We start from the raw sequence: 19,030 nt of genomic DNA on the forward strand, positions 1-19,030 counted from the left end.
TATAGAAGTAAGGTGGACGTTTACTTCTATATTCTTTTATGAAGGAGTTTTATTGATTTTAATAAAATCCTCAGATTTAAAATAATTGATAATCATGTCTGCATGCTCTTCTTTTGGAGGAGTGACAGTCATAGGAAATGCCTCTTTCGACATCTTAAAACCTGGGGGTAAAAAGTGCGAAATTGGCGGTAGTTTCGGTTTTCCACCTTCTGTGATTCGCTCAATAAATCCAGCTAACCAAAGAAGATATTCACCTTCATTTACGAACTTTGGCATAACACTCAGATCAATTTGAACTTTGCATTCACTTAACGGTTTCGTTAAGTTTTCTTCAAAGTCGATATAGTTGAACTTGAGCTTAAACTCTGTTCCTTTGATGGCTTTTCGAATCTGACTAATTAAACAGTTAAGGTTCTGAGTAATGTCATCAGTGAATAAGCTATCTTTTTTAATATTTTTATAAACCTTTTCGGCTACAGCTAGATACTTTGGCATTAACCTCTCTCCATACTATTGTTATAAAGTTCTGATCTATGAATGTTTTCTGTCTTTGATTATGCTTAAAGTAGTGTAATTAAAGGTATCCTTATTAGAGTGGTTTGTAAGTAGTTTGCGCTTTATGTAAAACACTTCATAAAAACACCTAAAAAAATTATGGTTTTGATAACTTATCCGCAAAAAAGCATGGTTGAATAGAGATCGTCAGAAATATTTACTTTCATATTATTTTGACCATTTGGTAAAATTAATATGTTTTCATTTGCTTATCTCGTCTTACCAACCCTAAAACAGCTCGACGCACTCGTATTTCTTCTTCAGAAAAAGGTAAATGCTCGATGAGCTCGTAAATTGAGAGAGAATTATTTTCAATCAAGAAACAGTCTTGCTCTGTTGTCCAATTAGACGTTGTCGATTCAGTTTGTTTTAAGTAGCGTTTCATATTTCCTAGCAGACTTGTTTACACATACAAAAAGCCTGCCTTTAGGCAAGCTTATATTTCAGGTTTTGAATTGGTTATTATTATAGCAGTCTATACATGATATGTTCAGTTAATATTGTAGCTGCCCTAACTAAACATTATAAAAAAGCCCACTCACTGTGGGCTTCTTAATGGTTATTATGCGGCATTTACCCCAACAATAAACTGACTACAATTAGAGCCTTCAGATGCATTGCCTAATTGTTTTTCAGAGAATTTAAATTTAGAGGCAACTGACTCGTAATCTTTTTTAAGGGTTTGGCCAGTTAACTCTCCAAGCTCTTTGACTTGTTCTGGTTGCAAGATGCCATGTTCAACTGCTTGATTTACCATGACACATGCTGTGGTCATTGCGTCATAACGTGCAGCAGTTTTAGAGTAACCTAGAGCACCGATTACACCACCAATAATTAAGCCAATAATCACCGCTAAAGTTACGTGCATTTTATTCATTTTTTAAATACCTAAAAAATCTAACTAAACTAAAAAGGAGCACTTCAAAAGATTGTGTTCAAGCCCAATTAGGATAGTCGCGTTTATAGGTTATAAAAAGTTAGATTCTGTCACATTTTTTGATAGGTTAAGTGAAATGTGTTTTATCAATTCAAAAGAAAAATATCAGACCTTCCTAATTCTCTTTCGTTTTTTGCTTGGCACTTCTAAAGGAATTGCCACCTTACCTGTACCCAACCCGCGGAAAAAATAATTAATGATATATAAGAATAACAAGCCAAAATAAAAAATCGGAAAAATACTAAAGACAGTTGTTACTATTTCCCAAAACATCACTCCGACTCTGTAATTATACCCCAATACTATAAGCCCACCTCTACGTCTGGGCCTCTGCTGAGTAATATCATCATAAATAAAGTGAAGTATTCCCATGACAAAACATAGGGCAAATAAACTTGAGACTAATGTCTTTTTGATTAAAGGTTTCTCTAACCAAGGGTATTTTTTTGAAGACTCAAATTCGGCTTTAAAAAATATTTTATAAATTTCCTCTTGATAAGATTTATTAACCCCATATTTTTTAATAAAAAAATAGCAGATAACACAACCCACAAAGAACATGACTATGGTTATATAAATGCTATAAAGAATCGTAAAAAACGGTAGTGGACCTTTCGTACCAACAGTCACATGCATAGTTTGTGTGATGTATTGATATAGCTCGTACTGCCATTCATTTTTTGGATAAGCAGGAAATACAAATAAAGGAATAATAAAAAGAATGGAACATATAGCTATATTTCCTTTGTTCTCCTTACTTTTCCGTGCAAGCGTAGAAAGAAAATTTTTAGAAGCCATATCTATATTTTACAATTTGGAATCACTTCTTTAACCTTATAAAAATCATTAAAAGCTTTTATAGTATTCATAAAAAGTCATTCATTTTATTTAATATCTTGTGAACGAACTTTACTCTATGTTTTAGATAAAATCAAAAGATGAGAGAGAAAGTTTCCTTATATGAAATATATACTTATTTTTACTTGTGCTCTTTATATTCAAAAGAGCACTTTTTAAAGGGAACTTTGAGACATTTCTAAGTTATTAATGTAAAAACGGTTTTGTTAAAAATACAAACCCGACAGAGAAAAAAGCATTATCGTGATGAGAAATTTGGTCGCCATAACTTGCATTTAATTGAACAAAGTCTTTATAAATCATGTATCGAAAACCTGTTTGGTAAAAAGCATCATTTCGATCATTGCCATATACTTCGGCAGTGAATGTTAATGGATGGGTAAGTTGTGTTTCGGTTCCAATTCCCCATGTGGTTTGATTTTTATGTGTGGTATTTTCACGTAACCAACCAAGGTTGGCATGGATTAAAAATTTATCATCCAAAGTAGAAAGACTTAAAGGAACATTAACCGTCCAATCTTTCTTTGAAGAATCCTTAGTATTGATTTGAGTGCCAAAAGAAAAGCCGATTCCCCAATCATTAGTTTCTAAAGGTTTTAATAAGGTCTTGCCTTGTAGAGTTGCATAACTGACATGCTCAGTATCATCATTTACTCTCCCCATCCCTACAGCAAATTCAAAATTACCACCAAAATTACAGGCTGGTGTTGCCCAATATTCTTTGCTGTCAGAGTTATGCTGCGCCCATGTTTCTAGCTGGCAGGTTTTTGGAGAAACTAGAGCAGCATCGTCAACAACCATAGGTCGTCCACTATGGCTCGCGCTAGATAATGCGAATAAACAGAAACCAGAAATAAGTGAGCGTTTCTTTAAAGTAAATAACACTGGCATCACTCCCATAAGTCATGGAGCACATACAAGTACTGCAACCCGTCATGAATAAATCATGGGTTAATAATAGAAATGAAAAGATGGAAATAAAAAACCTCTTCTTGCATCCACAAAAAGAGGTCTGTCAGGACTTCAGTGGATACTTAGACTATTATCGATCGACTACTGTCACTCGAGCAAGTACTCACATTGAAGCTCCTAAAAATTAGTTGGGCGGATTCTAAAATTACCGTTGTTAAATATCAAGTTAAAATTTCGTGTCAGTCTAAGCGATAGAAAAACAGCTTATTTTAAAAACTCTTTCACAGTTTCTTGCATACTTGTCGTTGCACGGCCAATGAGCTGATGCAGATCTTTGCTATCACTATATAAACCGTCTTTAGATACGCCTTCATCCGAATCTGCCAATATATGAGCAAACCCTTCTGGTACACCAACCTGCACTAAAAGTGCTTTATATTCTGCTTCAGGTAAATCTTGATAAGTTATATCTTTTTTAGTGATTTCACTTGTCCATTTTGCTACATCATCAAGCGTGTAACTTGTATCACCTGCAAGCTCATAAATCTTATTTTCATGCCCATCTTGCGTTAATACCACAGCGGCCGCAGTTGCATAATCTAAACGTGAAGCAGAAGAAATTTTACCGTGATGAGTTGCCCCAAAAATTTTGCCATGCTCTACCGCTTGTTTAAGACCCATTGCATAATTTTCGTTGTACCAGTTATTACGTAATAACGTGTAGGGAATATTTGATGCTTTTAAATATTGTTCAGTTTCAACATGTTCTTGTGCAAGTAAAAGTGGTGTTACATCTGCTTTTAATAAACTTGTGTAAGCGATAAATTTTACATGTGCGAGTTTTGCTGCATTAATAATATTTTGGTGTTGTACCGTACGTTGACCAATTTCATTTGATGAAATTAATAAAAGCTTATCAATACCTTGTAGTTGCTCTGAAAGTTTTTCTACGTCATGAACATAATCAAAAGGACGAACTTCTACTCCTTTTGAGCTTAAATCCATAGCTTTTTCTGGATTACGGACTAATGCCACAATATTTTTTGCTTCAGTCCGTTCAAGTAATTGAGAAATAACGAATTGACCAAGTTGACCTGTTGCACCAGTAACTGCAATACGCATGGTGATCTCCATCTGATGTAGTTGAAATATTTCAATCATCGTAGTATCTTCACTTACTAAAAGTAAGTACTTACCTAAAAGTAAGTTCAGCATTAAATGTAAACTTTTGTAATACAGGTAATGAGCAATGAAAGGTCAGGTTTTTGCAGCAGATTGTCCATCTAGAAAAATTTTGTTGACACTAACGAGCCGTTGGAGTGTTTTAATTTTAGTTGCGCTACGTGATCAACGTTTACGCTTTAATGAATTAAAAAAAATAATTGATGGCATTAGTGAAAAAATGCTGGCACAAACCTTAAAGTCACTTGAGCAAGATGGTTTTATTTATCGTCAGGATTATGCCGAAGTGCCCCCTCGAGTAGATTATCAATTAACGGACTTTGGTCGAGAAGCTTCCGAACGCCTTTTTGATTTAACTGATTGGCTTGAAAATAATATATCTCAGTTATTAGAAAAGCAGCCTCGTTCAGACTTAGTTGTATAAGCAAATTTCAGCATATTTAAACTCGCTTCACGATTGATCATCTAACTTTGATCAACAAATTTAGAGTCCGACTCTCTCATCTAAACCCCAGCAAAAAACACTCAAGCACTCTTTCCCGCTCGATTGCCCCATCCGAACTTAGAAACTGAATAATTGCACCTTCAATCATATATAAAAATAGCTTAGCGTCTTGAAAGGTAGCATCGGTTTTGAGTTTTATAAGCTGGCTATAAATTTCATTAAGCAGCCATGTTCTATATCTCACCGCGGTGATATAGGCTTTTCGATACGTCAGTTTCGTTTCAAAAATTGCTTTAAATAAAAGGTAGTACGTCCCTTCTAAATCGGTGTGTAACAAATAAAGTTTCTTGAGTTTATCCTTCACGCTTGTGTTCTGGTCGTACCCAACAATTGAAACTACTTTTTCTTTTAAACGTTCTTTTTGCACAATTAGACAGATTTCAATAAATCGTTCTTTCGAATGAAAAAAGTTATAAAAAGTTGCTTTGGTCACTTCACACTCTTTGACAATTCGGTCGACTCCAACCGTATGAAATCCGTGATGGTGAAATAAATCAATCGACTTATTGATGACTTGTATGGCACGGGAAGAAAGCACTAACTTTGGCATAGTTTTACCGTTATAAATTCTTGTTGTTTCTAAATGAGATACTTTTTGGGGAGAAAAAAAGGCACAGCAAAGCCCGTAAGACTGTGCTTGGCACATCTCAAGTTTTATTGTTGATTAAGTTTTAAGACGAAATAATTTAAAGCCTGAAAACCTTACGGCGATCAAACTGCTTTAAACGTTTAAGTTGTGTCGTTATAGCTTTTGGCAAAGGCTGCCAAGAAATAATGGATGTGCAAAGCCAACTCCTTTTTATTGGGAGTTCTGCCAGACATTAGAATTATGGTGGCAGAACGGAAGAGGGTTCGCGGACTGGTTTCGACTCCAGCACACCCGAGGGTGTCCCTCTCCCGTCCTACCGCTACGGGAGGGAACGAGATGCACACAAGACTATTCCTCAGAAGAAATAATCCTGATGTGGTCGAAAAAAGCGGTCCGCGACGACCGACTGGCAATGTGGCCAGCAGGCGAAGAATAATATTCAGATCTCTTTCAGTCAAGCACACAAAATGACATTTGCTTTAAAATAGATCATTAAAAAGTAAGGATAAATAATTAAAATTTATTGTTAAATTGGGGTTTATAAAATGCTTATATAAGATCAAATGACTATGAATATAAAATTATTGATGGCGAGCTGACACTATGTATTGAAACACCCGAAGTTAGAATTAAAAAATCCCTCATACGAGGGATTTCCTTTAATCAATTTTGTTTGATAGGTTCAAATTGTCGAATATTAGGATCATATGCTACTCGTGTAACTCCCTTGTCATTAATAACGAAGCTCATTAGATCCTGTCCTAATAAGAATCTACCTTTATAATTTTCGCTAACTCTCGAAAGAATTTCTTTCTCACTAGCTCTACCAATATTGCCTTTACTGTATAAAGAAATATGTGAAATTACGGCATCTTTAGGTTTGGTTTCGTTGAGTACTTGACCTAATTTCTCAGTATTCGCAAGGTATGAATAGAAGTGTTGTACATAATCTGGATAAGCTTTTTCAAGTTCACGACTACCAATCGATAAACTATGAACCAATAAATCAACACCTTTCGCTTGTTTAACTAAATTTGAGGAATAAGTTGTATCGCCAGATAATACAACTGCATGTCCAGCATAATCTATACGGAATCCATAAGCTGGCTCAACATGACCATGATCTACAAGAAAAGCGGTAACCTTTACCCCATCTTTATCATAAACAACACCACCTTTTTGCGGTAAAAAGTGATCACTAATTTTAGTAGCTGGCTCATTTGTTTCCCCACCTTTTAAGCGAATTTCATTATTGGCGGTGAAAGCTTTCTCAATTCCACGTGCAAAATTATCTATCCCAACGGGCCCATAAATTGAAATTGGAGTTTTACTACGCCCGTCATCAGTCGGTAATGGAGCTGATGCATATAAATCAGGGAAGCCTGTTAAGTGATCTGAGTGCATGTGCGTAAAGAAAATAGAATTAATATCTCTTAAAGGAACTTGGATTTGGTGAAGACGAATAACCGCCCCTCGTCCTACATCGAATAATAATTTTTGATTGCCAGCCTCAACTAAAGTACTCATACCGAATCTATTGATATTAACAATCGGAGTTCCTGTTCCGAGTAGAGTGACTTTCATTTCACCCTCAGGTGCGGCATTAACAGTATTCATTCCCATGAATATAGTTGTACATAAACCAATTGCTAAACGAAAACTTCCATTTTTCATAGTTATATCCATCTGTGAGGTAATTGAGTTATCGATAATTACAGTCGATAAGCAATTTATAATATGGGCTAAGTATTTTTTATATCCGCATATTCCAAATTTGTATCCAATACAACAAATGATTCAGCTCATTTTAGACAGCTATCACACCAATCTTATACTCACATTGATTATCGAAAACATCTTAAGACTTCACATGAAATCTCAGCTAACAACTGTTTAATAGTGCTTCGGCTGAGTATGTCTTAACATATCTAAAAGATATAAGCTTGAAGGCATCTGTTGCAATGAATGACTCAGTGAAGTGGTTAGAAACTTTAAATAAAATTACTGGTATTGCTCAAACAGGTTTATATTATTCAAAAGATGTTTATGACAAAGAACGTTATGAACAACTCTTAGGACATATTGAATATTTATTAGAATTAAAAGAAATCAAAACAGAAAATTTTATTAATAACGTGCTCCAAGATGTAGGTTATGCCACTCCGAAATTAGATGTCAGAGCAGTTGTTTTTAAAGAAAATAAATTATTATTAGCAAAAGAAATCGGAGATGGGCGATGGTCTGTTCCGGGTGGATGGGCTGACGTAGGTTACTCAGCATCGGAAAATGCTGAAAAAGAAGTTATAGAAGAGACAGGTTTACGAGTTAAGGCGATTAAGTTATTGGCTTTAACAGATAGAACCAAGCACCCACACCCTCCGATGTTTTTACATGTGTATAAGGCTTTCTTCTGGTGTGAAATTATTGATGGTGAACTGACACCAAGTATTGAAACACCCGAAGTTGGATTCTTTGGTAGAGATGAGTTACCACCTATTTCTACAGCACGTGTAACAGAAGAACAAATACAACAATTCTTTGATTATTTAGAGTCAGTACCAGACGTTACTAAGTTTGATTAATTAAACTTAATGTAAGGCAGATCTCTTATATTTAGAGTTCTGCTGTTAAATTAAGATTGTTAATTATACTTTTGCCTATTTTTTGAAATGGGATAATAGTTTTAAAAAGTCATTTAAAGGCATGGGGCAGCCCCACAAATATCCTTGAAACTCAGTACATCCATTGTTTTTAAAAGCACTAAATTGTTCATGAGTTTCGATGCCTTCAACTAACACGCGAAGGTTTAAATCCAGTCCAATTTTAATAATGCCAGTGACTAATTTATTACTGCGTTTATCATCCAACGCTGCCTGCACAAAGCTACGATCAATCTTGATTTGTCTGATGGGCATTTTTTGTAGATAGCTTAAAGATGAATAACCTGTACCAAAATCATCAAGAGAAAGCTGAACTCCTTGATTAGATAAAAAGTTCATTTTTTCGATCATGCTTACACAATTCGTTAAAGCAATATTTTCAGTAATTTCTAATATGAGCCGAGATGGATTGACCTGATATTGCTGAATCAACTCAATCACAGTTTGCTCAAAGTTTGGTTGCATGAAGTGATCAGCACTAATATTAATTGAAAGTGTAAGATCTTTGGTCTCGGCTTTTTTACTCCACTCTTGTAGAACTTTGCAGGCTTGAGCCAATACCCATTCTCCAATCTCTGGCATTAACCCAAAAGTTTCGGCTGCTGGAATAAAATCTTTTGTGGGAATATATCCTAAAACAGGATGATGCCATCTTAATAAAGCTTCTGCGCCAATTAGCGTTTCAGAAGCATTAATTTGCGGTTGATAAAAAAGCTCAAACTGTTCTTTAATAAGCGCTAAGCGTAAGTCTTGCACCATAGTGCTTTCGGTTTGTATCTCTAATTGCATGGTGTAAATTGAAATACAGATCATGAGCGTAGCGACACAAGTTGCAACCCATCCCCCATGATCACGAATATCTTCAGGTAAAGGTATGGCGCTCTCCAGATTAAAAGAGCTGCCACTAAAAAATATAAAGCATCCAATCGACAAAAGAATTAAAGCAGCTTGTAAAAAGCTTGGATTTCTACGGTAATTCAAATATCCCAATATCGCCCCAGCGGGTAAAAACAATTGAGCCACTTGCGGACGGTCACTTGTAGCGACATCAAAAAATAAGCAAAAAATGACTGGAAAAACAAGCAGAACGACTTGAGATAAAAGTATACCCGCTGAAATGCGGTTTATATAAATGAGAAAAAGGCTAAAGATGGAGATCAGTGTAAAAAAGATATCCATACCCACAATTAACCACATTTTTGCAAATATAAAATATACGGTCCAAAACAAACAAAAAATAATACAAATAAAGATATTTGCTTTTGCTGCGATTGTAAGCTGCTGATCCTTTACGGTACGGTAATTTTTTTTGCGTTTTTTAAAGTAAGACGAAGCTATCATAAATAAATCAACCGTAAAATATTTCTTCATAAACCCCAAGCTTGAACAGTGATATACCCTGTCAATTTTCACCAATAAAACCTCATGTTTTATTTATTTTTATATGACTCATCTTGAGGTGGGTGTTGTTTTAATTGTGGTGGCACAGTCCGGTTGTTTAATTGAATAATTTTGTTTTTCAATCACCTTATAATTTTAAAGGATCATCCCCTAACGATACATGTGTCTGCGACTAAGGTACAGGCCCTAAATAGCGAAAAATTAGAGCATAAGAATTTTTAGAATATAGAGCCCTCTTTGTTGATATTAATAATAATTATCATTACTATTTAAGAATAATTTAACTGTGTGTTTAATTGCGCTACTCATTGCCAATTTGTGGACTCCGCCGCTATGAACTTCAATGTAGAGAAACAGGTATGGTTTAGCCAAATTTACCGTTCTCAGCAAACTACGCTTTTATCATGGTTTAAACACAAAATTCAGCACCATCATCAATCTGAAGACCTGAGCCAGGAAGTGTTTTATCGTGCTTTAAAAAGTGGATATTGTTTTCAAAAAATTAAGGAACCACAGGCATGGCTTATGGGCATCGCCAAACATGTCATTATTGACCATTGGCGCCGTCAGCATATTGAAAACTTATATCTAGACGCCCTACAGCATCTTCCAGAAGAATATTATCCCTCTGCTGAACATGAAGTTTATATTCAAGAAACCCTATATCAAGTTCATTTAATATTAGAAAAACTACCCACCCGCACGGCTCAGGTCTTTTTGATGTCTCAACTAGACGGCATGACTTATCGAGAAATTAGTGAAAAAATGAATATTTCTGAAGCTACTGTGAAAAGAGATATGAAACAAGCTTTTTTGGCTTGTATAGACCTCTATAATTAACCCTTTTCAACGCGCTCAAATTTCTACTGTATGTCAGCTATTAATAAAATTCCTCCTCATGTTTTAGATGCAGCCGCAGACTGGTTGGTACTTCTACATTCGGGTGAAATGACAGCATTACAGCAACAACAATTTGAGCAGTGGAAAGCCGAAAAAAAAGAACACCAGCTAGCACTCCAGCAAATGGAAAAATTTAGCCACGGTTTATCAAACCTCGCAGGTAACTTCCCTTCCAAAGCTTTAGTTCAGTCTAATCAAAAATTTAATCTTGCTGCAAAACGCAATATGCTGTTGAGCCTTTCAGGTTTAGTCATCGTTGGCTTGTCTGCCTATTTCATACCTTGGGAAAAATGGCAGTCGGACTATCACACCAAAGTGGGTGAAATTAAAAAAGTATCGTTAAAGGATGGTTCTCAACTGATTATGGCAAGTGATTGCTATGTCGATGTAAATTTCACGCAAGAGAAACGTCAGATAAAGCTGATTGATGGGGAAATTTATATTGAAACGGCAAAGGATGCTCAACATCGGCCATTTATTGTCGAAACCAAAAATGGTTCAGTAGAAGCCTTAGGTACTCAGTTTACGGTTCGTCAAGAAAATAGCGAACAGACCAAAGTCAAAGTCTATAAACATGCGGTAGCCATTGAGCCAGAGAACGCTTCTAAACGGCAAATATTAAAACAAGGTCAACGTGCTTTTTTTGACGAAAAATATATTTCAAAGTCTCTTCCTCTTGATAACGATCAGCCGTATTGGACCCAACAACTTTTGGTTGTAGATCAATGGCCACTTCAAAAAGTGCTAGATGAGCTATTTCGTTATAAAAAAGGAAGCTACCATCTCGATGCGGAATTGAAAAATATAAAAATTTCGGGCGTATTTTCTCTAAAAAATCCTGAGCAAAGCTTAGAAACTTTAGCCTATAGCCATCAACTTGAACTGAACTATTACAGTCCCTATTTGTTAAATATTAAAAAAAGATAAAAAAATGTGACCCTTTTTTTGATCTGGTTCGACTTATAGAGAAATACACTCCCTGTCGAGAAGACCACATGAAGGATTATCAAGTAAAAAGTAAATTGGCTTTGGCTATACGTGCAGTGCTATGGAGTACGCCATTGGTGGTCACGGCGCTTACCTCAACTTCTATTTACGCTGCGCAAACTTATAGTATTTCAATTCGCCAGAGCACGCTTGATCAGGCCATTAAACAACTGGCTATTCAAACAGGCACAACCATTAGCTACGATAATGCCAGTCTTTCAAAAACAAAAAGCAAAGCGCTTCAAGGCAATTACGCTGTTGAAGATGCTTTAAGTCTGTTATTACAAAACCATCCATTTGAAGCCGTTAAAGTAAACAACGGTGGTTACAGCATCCGAGTGAAGGCTCCACCCGCTCCAATTGAACCCAAAGTTTTTCAGTTAGAAGCAATTAAAACAAAAGCAAATAACAATAATGAATTTGATACGGCAGGCAGTGAAACAGGTACGGCGCATTTAGCAACAATTCATGTTAATGCTGATCATGGTGAAAATTTAACAACCGAAGGTTCAGGTTTATATACGGCGAAGGCGACCACCGCTTCTAATGGCTTAGCTTTAAGTTTGCGAGAAACACCTCAGCTGGTCAGTGTAATCACCAACCAACAAATGAAAGACCAGAACCTCACCCAATTAACCGATGTTGTCAGTCAAGCAGCAGGACTCTCTATTAAACAAGGCGGCAATATTGGTAGTGATAATTCACCTATTTACGCTCGCGGCAAAGAAGTAGATAGTTATTTACTCGATGGCGTGAAGCTCATGAGTTCATATGCAAGTATTTTCCAAAGTCAGGACATGGCTTTATTTGACCGAGTCGAAGTCGTGCGCGGTGCAAATGGCTTAATGACAGGTGCTGGCAGTGCAAGCGCAAGTATTAATCTGGTCCGAAAAAAACCATTACAAGACTTTAAGGCTTCGGTGAGTGCTGACATTGGTTCTTGGGATTCCTACCGCACTGATATTGATGTTTCTACACCCCTTAATGAGTCTGGAAGTATTCGTGGCCGTACCCTTTTTGCCTACCAAAAGTCAGACTCTTATATCGACCGCTACAATGAAGAACGTAAAGTTGCTTATGCAGTTGTAGAAGCTGATTTAACAGACCAAACCAAAGCAAGTTTAGGTGCAAGTTACCAGCAAATTGATTTGACTGGTGTGGCTAGAGGTGGTTTACCAAGCTTTTATACAGATGGCACACTCATTAATTGGTCCCGTTCAGATTCAGCGGCAGCAAGTTGGACGGGTTCAGATCGCTCAACGACATCTTACTTTGCCGACATTGAGCACCAGTTTAATGACCGCTGGAAATTAAAAGGTGTAGTATCTAGAACCATCACCGATTCTGATGAAATTGTAGGTTATACCTACTCAAGTGAAGGAATCGATAAAGCTACTGGTAGTGGAGCGATGTTATACGCAACCCGTTGGGATTATCGTCCAACTCAAGAGTTGTTCAATTTAACCTTGAATGGTTCATTTGATTTGTTTAATCAAACTCATGACGTGGTGTTAGGTACGACTTACACAAAAAGTAAAAATAAACGTCCTACCTATTCTGGCTGGAATAACGGAATGACATGGGACGGCACTCTAAACAATATTTTTGCTTGGGATGGCAATACACCTAACCGCCCCGAAACAAAAATAGATGGTTGGTACAGTGGAGATGATCGTAGCCAATCTATTTTTGGTGCTGTTCGTCTTAAAGCCACCGACAATCTTGCGGTTATTTTAGGTACACGGATTGAAGACTGGGAACGCGTAACGGGCAACCATTCAGATGCAGATAATACAACTACCTACACAACCCAAGAAGAAAGCGGCAAGGTAATTCCTTATGTGGGCATTACCTATGATTTCTTTGACAACTGGACTGCTTACGCAAGCTACACCAATATTTTTTCACCACAAGATAAGAAAGCCGTTACAGGCGAATACATAGACCCATTAATAGGTAATAGTACCGAGCTGGGTATTAAAGGTGAGTTTTTTGATAATCAGTTGAATATTGGAGCTGCTGTTTATCAAACTAAAGAAGACAATACAGCGATCGCATTAACTAATGTATTTGCCCCAGATGGTTCTCAAGCGTATCGAACAGAATCTGGCACCAAAAGTCGCGGTTTTGAAATTGAAGCGACAGGTAAGTTGACTGATTTATGGCAAGTTTCCACAAGCTTTAGCCGTAACCTATCAAAAGATAGTCAAGACAACCGATTAAATACTGGCGTGCCAAATAATACAGCCAAACTGTTTACCACCTACACCCTACCTTATCTTGATGAAGCCCTCACTATTGGTGGCGGTGTTCGTTGGCAAAGCGAAATTTATGAAAAAAATGCGGTCTCTGCAACGGGTAGATTTACTCAAGAAAGTTACGCTTTGGTCGACTTAATGGCACGTTATAAGGTCAACAATAATCTTATGCTCAACTTTAATGTTAATAATTTATTTAATGAGAAATACCATTTAGCCACCACAAATAGCTATTACGGCGCTCCGACCAATTTTCGAGTAGGTGTGAAATATGAGTGGTAAATAAATTACTCGACTTTTAAAGACCTTACTTCAGAGGAAAATAATGTTCTTCTGAAGTAAGTCTAAGCTGGCTTAATAAATTGGAATGAAATATTTTTGGCTAAGCTCAGGCTATAATATTAGACATGCTCTATTATTTTATCTAATTCTCATATGAAGAACGCGTTTTCTGACAGCAACCAAATTAGAAAGGTGTCTAGTTTCTCTGAACTTGTAAATACACATTTTCAAGGAGAAACAAATGCGATTTGTTGGCACAGAAATTTGGTGGGCGACTTTAAAGAAATTGTGAATAAACTTCAGTTAAAAGAAAATATTACAGAAGTTTCCATTGAAGACCTGTTAGTCCTGCAACTTTCAGAAAAAGGCAATTTGGCGAGAGCAATTATTTTAGAAGATATGCAGCAGTTAACTGAATTTGGCGCATCACCTGTACTTAATTTGCTTAAAAATTATGAACGCGATGAAGAGCTAGATTTCATTTCAACAGATGTATATTCATTTCACGTTGACCGCTCCCCCATTGAAACCGATACCTTTTTATGTACCTATCACGGCGCTGCTAGCGATATTGTGCCCAACGATCAGGTTGAACAAAAAGTTTTAATTCCAGAAATTAGAGAAAAGCTCAAAGAATTACATGACGGCTCTGATGCTGAATTTGAAGCTTTTTTGGCAGAGTATTTTTTTGATTTGCATTATCAGCCTAAACCGAATGCCCAACCTGTAAATTTAGGCACGGGACATATTTGGCGTTTAGCAGTAGATCATCCAACTCAAAAGGTTTTACCTTGTGTTCACCGAGCACCTGTTGAAAAAGATGGCGAGTATCGATTGCTGTTGATTTGTTAAATATATTGCCACTCCATGACGGGAATGGCTTGAAATCATTTTTATCCAAGAAAAACTGGCTTAACTAATCTCTTAAGATATTCCGAAAACGGATCAAATAAATTCGGATATCTACCAAAACAAAAATAATGAAAAATATGATTTAAAGTAGTTGACCCTCACGTAACGTAAGCCCCTAGCATAAAACACGCCTAAGGAAGAAGGAGCTAAAAAGATGCTGTTAAAAGTTGGTGAACTGGCTAAGCAAACAGGACTTACTGTCCGTGCTCTTCATCACTATGACGATATCGGTTTACTTCAGCCTTCGGTCCGTTCCGATGCTGGTTATCGACTATACACCCGTAAAGACATTACTCGTTTGCATCAGATTCAAGCATTACGAGGACTGGGAATGTCGTTAGCCGAAATCCATACGGTTCTTGAAGACCCCAATCTTGCACTTTTACCGATTATTGATCAGCAGATTCAAGCAATTGATCAAAGGCTGACAGAGCAAAAGAAATTGCGAAATCAGCTCAGCAAACTTAAATCTCAGATCATAAGTGGTGAAGAGCTTGGTTTGGAGGATTGGCTAAAAACACTGGAGCTTATAGCGATGTTTGAAAAATACTTTACAAAAGAAGAGCTTGAAAAACTGACTTTCTTACAAGCAGGCACTAAAAGCCACCAAGAATGGCAAGAGTTAACTCAAGCAGCAAATGCACTATTTAATGCTGGCGAACCATCTAATAGCGAAGCCGCTCAAGACTTGGCTCGTAAGTGGATGAAAACTCTTGAGCACAATACGCGAGCTAACCCAAAATGGTTAGTTAAACTAAATGCTATAAACTCAGCCGAGCCTGAATTTCAGGAAAAATTAGGCGTAACGCCAGAAGTTGTTGAGTTTTTACTTAAAGCTTTTTCTGAGAGTAAGCTGTGTATTTTTGCCCGTTATTTATCTGATGATGAGTTTACTTTTTTAAAAGAAAATTACATTCGTGAGATGAAAAAATGGCCTCAATTATTGGTTGATATTGAAAAATTGATTGATGCCGAGGTCACACCAGATAGTGATGGAGCAAAGCGTTTGGCACAACAATGGCTCTCTATGCTACAAGGCTATGCTGGCAAAAACCCAAGTACTCAAGAAAAAATCCGTACAGCAATGCAAAATGAACCAAGCCTTGCTGACGGTACTTGGCTCAAACCAGTGACCCTACAATTTCTGGAAAAAGCAGTAGCAGCACTAATGCGTGGTGCTTAGTTCTATCAAAGCAGCTGGCTACACCATAATCTGGTGTAGCTTTTTAAAATACTCTACTCACTCCTAAAAACAGGTTTTTATAAACTAGTTTTTGATATTTATAATTATTTTGGTTTCCACAATTAATATATAACATTCACACGAACCCAATCTTCATACTTAGTCGCCTGAATATTGGTGCTTGATGTGATTGCCCCGTGAATAGGAATATTTTCTTTCATCCCTGTCGCAATTCGTGAACGAACTTTATCTGCCGCCCCTCCCCAAATTTGAGTATGGCCTGCATCTTGATAAAGTACATATGCAACAGATGCTGGGCTGGCAGTAGATTTAAGTTCAAAGTTATTGTCTGAGGTTACAGCCAATTGATAGGGTGTATTTTTGCTGCATTGCACAGTTACATCCGTTCTTGCAGTAGGAACTGGCTGAGCACGTTCAACCGAACCAAAATCTAGGTTTCCTTGTGTGGAAACTTCACAAGTTTCTAGAATGGTTAAACTGACCCTTAACGATGTAGATGCATTTCCAGCATCTGCACTATTTATTGTCAACATTCCCATCAGAGAAAATAAGGCATGTCTAATGACTTTCATGTCTTCTCCTTAACTTTTTGTTCTAATGTCTAATCATCTTTATATTGTGTTTTTTCTGTTCCTATTAAAGAAACAGCTTTCAGGATTGTTTAGTTATAAGACTTAATATTGCACAGTGTCAATCTATACTAATCACATGATTTGCGTATTATTTTTATAATTTGTGATGAGTTACACGCAATCTAACTAATTTAAAAAGTAGTGGGTGTTTTTTATTCCTATTAATTATTTATACCAATCTATCTGATGATGAGTTGAAATTTTTTGGTATCTTAACTCAATAGCTAATTAACAAATAAAATCATTTGTACAGCTCTAATAGTCTTCATTGAATGCAACGTATCGTACTGCTCAGGACTTTAATTACTTAAATAATATTTATTAGTTTTATGTCAAAAATATCATACACAACATTTATTTACGTTATTTAAACATTTCACTTTAACGTTAAGAGAATTTAAAAATTATTCTTAAAATCCAAAAAATAAATATTCAAAAATATTTCTTCCTCCCTTAATTTAAAAAATTTCATTAATAACTATTCTAAAAATTCATCATTATTTTCTTTCATCATTGTGAGAATAAAAACATACGCAAACAATAGTATAGACAAAGCAAAAATACCAATCCATGACAATTTGTTTAACTTTAAAATATCAGGTGCTGAATTCAAACTACTCGTAAACTCTAAAATAGCAGCAAACAATCCTAACATACTAGAAAACATTAAAAACACAAAATCAATTAAAGAATGTGTAAGCCGATTTAATATATATTGTAGATTTAATTTTGAACTTGTTATTACATAATTTAGAGATGAAATAATTCCAATAACAATAAATATCCCAAGAAAAGTATTTATTATACTATCTATACCAAAATAATCCGTTAATAAAATTATATTTTTCTCTAACTCTTTCTTGTTTGTAAACTTATTTGTAGCTAAGTAAAAAGAAAAATACGATGCGAATGATATTAATATATATACAATACTCTCCGTAAAGAAAAAATGTTTTTTACTTTTCTTACTTTTAAGTATATATAATTTTTTATTAACAACGATATAATCATCTAAAGGTTTTTTTTCTTTTTTTTCATTTTCTAACGACATCATTTTTCCACTTAAACTTACCAAAAAATTTGGTTTAACAACAAAGACTATTACAAAAAAATTACAATTACATTGTATAAATTATTTTTTAATAATACAAGTTTATTATAATATTTTTAATTAGCACTTACACATCTAAAAATTAAGATGAATATTATTCTCCATGAAAGATTAAGCACACCAAATTATGAAGATTTTCTTTAAAATATTTTAATAATACAATAATAAAATTTAAGATACAAATTACTAATTCATTTTAACAACCTATTATAAAAATTATATTTTTCAAACAATTAAGCAAAAAAATACTATAGAATTAAAATAATCTAAATAATAATTCTAGTCTATTTTAGCAATAAAGTAACTATTTACTGTATCATAAATTAAACTGTCTTTAAAAATATCTTCATAATTTTTTATTCATATACAGAGATTTAATTTTTCTGTTATGAAGTTGTTTAACTCACAGTACTACACATAAATACCACTCCCTCTCCAACAGCATCTCTAAAAACCGAATAATTCTGTCCATTCTCGCAATTGCATAAAAAAACCGATCAAAATAATATTCAAACAAATAGATTATAACTTTACATATTGTTTAGCTTATAGATTCAATACTAAGAAAATTGTGAAGTTAAATTTAAAATGAATAATTCTGGCCTTTAAAACCATTTATTTTTAATTCGAGAAAACATTGATATGAAAAAATATTTACTCTTACTTTTACTTAGCTTTTATTCGGTTCATTCATTTGCTTCGGACAAACTGCATGGCAGTGTTTGGAAAACCATTGATGATGCAACCAATCAACCTCGAGCGCTGGTAAGATTTAACCAAGATAAAAATGGCAACCTCTCTGCAAACATCGAAAAAATACTTGTTCCAAGTGAGGCTAACAAATGTACGATGTGTGAAGGTACTTATAAAAATAAATCTTTGATTGGTTTAACCATCGTCAAAAATTTAAAAAGTGTCGGTCAAAATAAATATGACAAGGGATCTATCCTCGACCCACAGTCTGATAAAACCTATCGCTTTAGCTTAACAGTATCACCAGATGGTGAAAAACTTACCGCGCGTGGATATATTGGTATCTCTGCAATTGGCCGAAATCAAACGTGGTATCGAGTTAAATAGCTCATGAAGTAGCAGTAATCAACTTCTTATATCTACTTACCGATCATAATTACAGTCAATATGTG

At 35.4% G+C, this 19,030-nt stretch carries 18 protein-coding genes and 1 pseudogene; 8 read left to right on the forward strand and 11 right to left on the reverse strand.

The genetic code is table 11. The features are described from left to right. Positions 1–36 precede the first annotated feature (36 nt). The 6 genes from F928_RS15365 to ytfG all read right to left on the reverse strand — a co-directional run bounded on the left by F928_RS15365 (position 37) and on the right by ytfG (position 4,384). A complete protein-coding gene (locus tag F928_RS15365) occupies positions 37–495 on the reverse strand; it encodes a hypothetical protein (protein WP_005076765.1) in 459 nt (152 codons plus the stop codon). 250 nt (positions 496–745) lie between these two features. Beyond that, the gene (locus F928_RS15370; protein WP_002163204.1) at positions 746–940 is read right to left on the reverse strand and encodes a hypothetical protein; all 195 of its coding nucleotides are present in this window, start codon (positions 938–940) and stop codon (positions 746–748) included. 177 nt (positions 941–1,117) lie between these two features. Continuing rightward, complete coding sequence (locus F928_RS15375) at positions 1,118–1,432, reverse strand: hypothetical protein (RefSeq protein WP_005076768.1); 315 nt, start codon at positions 1,430–1,432, stop codon at positions 1,118–1,120. 165 nt (positions 1,433–1,597) lie between these two features. Then, positions 1,598–2,290, reverse strand: coding sequence for a hypothetical protein (locus tag F928_RS15380; protein WP_005076769.1), 693 nt, complete (start codon positions 2,288–2,290; stop codon positions 1,598–1,600). Between the two features lie 246 nt (positions 2,291–2,536). After that, positions 2,537–3,241, reverse strand: a complete 705-nt coding sequence (locus F928_RS15385; protein ID WP_016806307.1) for a hypothetical protein — start codon at positions 3,239–3,241, stop codon at positions 2,537–2,539. Positions 3,242–3,526: 285 nt separating this feature from the next. Further along, the gene (gene ytfG / locus F928_RS15390; protein ID WP_005076773.1) at positions 3,527–4,384 is read right to left on the reverse strand and encodes an SDR family oxidoreductase; all 858 of its coding nucleotides are present in this window, start codon (positions 4,382–4,384) and stop codon (positions 3,527–3,529) included. Positions 4,385–4,511: 127 nt separating this feature from the next. Between ytfG and F928_RS15395 the strand changes: the two genes are divergently transcribed. Then, positions 4,512–4,868 carry a winged helix-turn-helix transcriptional regulator gene (locus tag F928_RS15395; RefSeq protein WP_005076776.1) on the forward strand — a complete coding sequence of 119 codons (357 nt, stop codon included), beginning with the start codon at positions 4,512–4,514 and terminating at the stop codon, positions 4,866–4,868. Between the two features lie 76 nt (positions 4,869–4,944). On the opposite strand, the gene F928_RS15400 is transcribed toward F928_RS15395, so the two are convergent. Continuing rightward, positions 4,945–5,499 carry a TetR/AcrR family transcriptional regulator gene (locus tag F928_RS15400; RefSeq protein ID WP_016806473.1) on the reverse strand — a complete coding sequence of 185 codons (555 nt, stop codon included), beginning with the start codon at positions 5,497–5,499 and terminating at the stop codon, positions 4,945–4,947. A 702-nt stretch (positions 5,500–6,201) separates the two neighbouring features. Continuing rightward, the gene (locus F928_RS15405) at positions 6,202–7,224 is read right to left on the reverse strand and encodes an MBL fold metallo-hydrolase (RefSeq protein WP_228681181.1); all 1,023 of its coding nucleotides are present in this window, start codon (positions 7,222–7,224) and stop codon (positions 6,202–6,204) included. A gap of 275 nt (positions 7,225–7,499) precedes the next feature. Between F928_RS15405 and F928_RS15410 the strand changes: the two genes are divergently transcribed. After that, the gene (locus F928_RS15410; protein WP_005076784.1) at positions 7,500–8,120 is read left to right on the forward strand and encodes an NUDIX hydrolase; all 621 of its coding nucleotides are present in this window, start codon (positions 7,500–7,502) and stop codon (positions 8,118–8,120) included. Positions 8,121–8,195: 75 nt separating this feature from the next. Here the strand turns inward: F928_RS15410 and dos are convergent, their stop codons facing one another. Continuing rightward, complete coding sequence (gene dos / locus F928_RS15415) at positions 8,196–9,569, reverse strand: EAL domain-containing protein (protein WP_031945797.1); 1,374 nt, start codon at positions 9,567–9,569, stop codon at positions 8,196–8,198. A 363-nt stretch (positions 9,570–9,932) separates the two neighbouring features. Between dos and fecI the strand changes: the two genes are divergently transcribed. The 5 genes and pseudogenes from fecI (at position 9,933) to F928_RS15440 (ending at position 16,121) form a co-directional block, all read left to right on the forward strand. After that, complete coding sequence (gene fecI / locus F928_RS15420; protein WP_005076797.1) at positions 9,933–10,439, forward strand: sigma-70 family RNA polymerase sigma factor; 507 nt, start codon at positions 9,933–9,935, stop codon at positions 10,437–10,439. Positions 10,440–10,469: 30 nt separating this feature from the next. Beyond that, positions 10,470–11,436, forward strand: a pseudogene (gene fecR, locus F928_RS15425) (FecR domain-containing protein). A 58-nt stretch (positions 11,437–11,494) separates the two neighbouring features. Further along, complete coding sequence (locus F928_RS22670) at positions 11,495–14,026, forward strand: TonB-dependent siderophore receptor (protein ID WP_005076801.1); 2,532 nt, start codon at positions 11,495–11,497, stop codon at positions 14,024–14,026. Between the two features lie 153 nt (positions 14,027–14,179). Beyond that, positions 14,180–14,878, forward strand: a complete 699-nt coding sequence (locus F928_RS15435) for a DUF1826 domain-containing protein (RefSeq protein WP_005076804.1) — start codon at positions 14,180–14,182, stop codon at positions 14,876–14,878. Positions 14,879–15,092: 214 nt separating this feature from the next. After that, a complete protein-coding gene (locus F928_RS15440) occupies positions 15,093–16,121 on the forward strand; it encodes a MerR family transcriptional regulator (protein ID WP_005076807.1) in 1,029 nt (342 codons plus the stop codon). Between the two features lie 122 nt (positions 16,122–16,243). Here F928_RS15440 and F928_RS15445 read toward each other — a convergent pair whose 3' ends face one another. After that, the gene (locus F928_RS15445; RefSeq protein WP_005076810.1) at positions 16,244–16,714 is read right to left on the reverse strand and encodes a Csu type fimbrial protein; all 471 of its coding nucleotides are present in this window, start codon (positions 16,712–16,714) and stop codon (positions 16,244–16,246) included. 538 nt (positions 16,715–17,252) lie between these two features. Next, complete coding sequence (locus F928_RS15450) at positions 17,253–17,825, reverse strand: hypothetical protein (RefSeq protein ID WP_005076812.1); 573 nt, start codon at positions 17,823–17,825, stop codon at positions 17,253–17,255. Between the two features lie 702 nt (positions 17,826–18,527). Between F928_RS15450 and F928_RS15455 the strand changes: the two genes are divergently transcribed. Further along, the gene (locus F928_RS15455) at positions 18,528–18,965 is read left to right on the forward strand and encodes a DUF2147 domain-containing protein (RefSeq protein WP_005076813.1); all 438 of its coding nucleotides are present in this window, start codon (positions 18,528–18,530) and stop codon (positions 18,963–18,965) included. Positions 18,966–19,030 lie beyond the last annotated feature (65 nt).

The organism is Acinetobacter pittii ATCC 19004 = CIP 70.29 (assembly GCF_000369045.1).
Taxonomy (GTDB): domain Bacteria; phylum Pseudomonadota; class Gammaproteobacteria; order Pseudomonadales; family Moraxellaceae; genus Acinetobacter; species Acinetobacter pittii.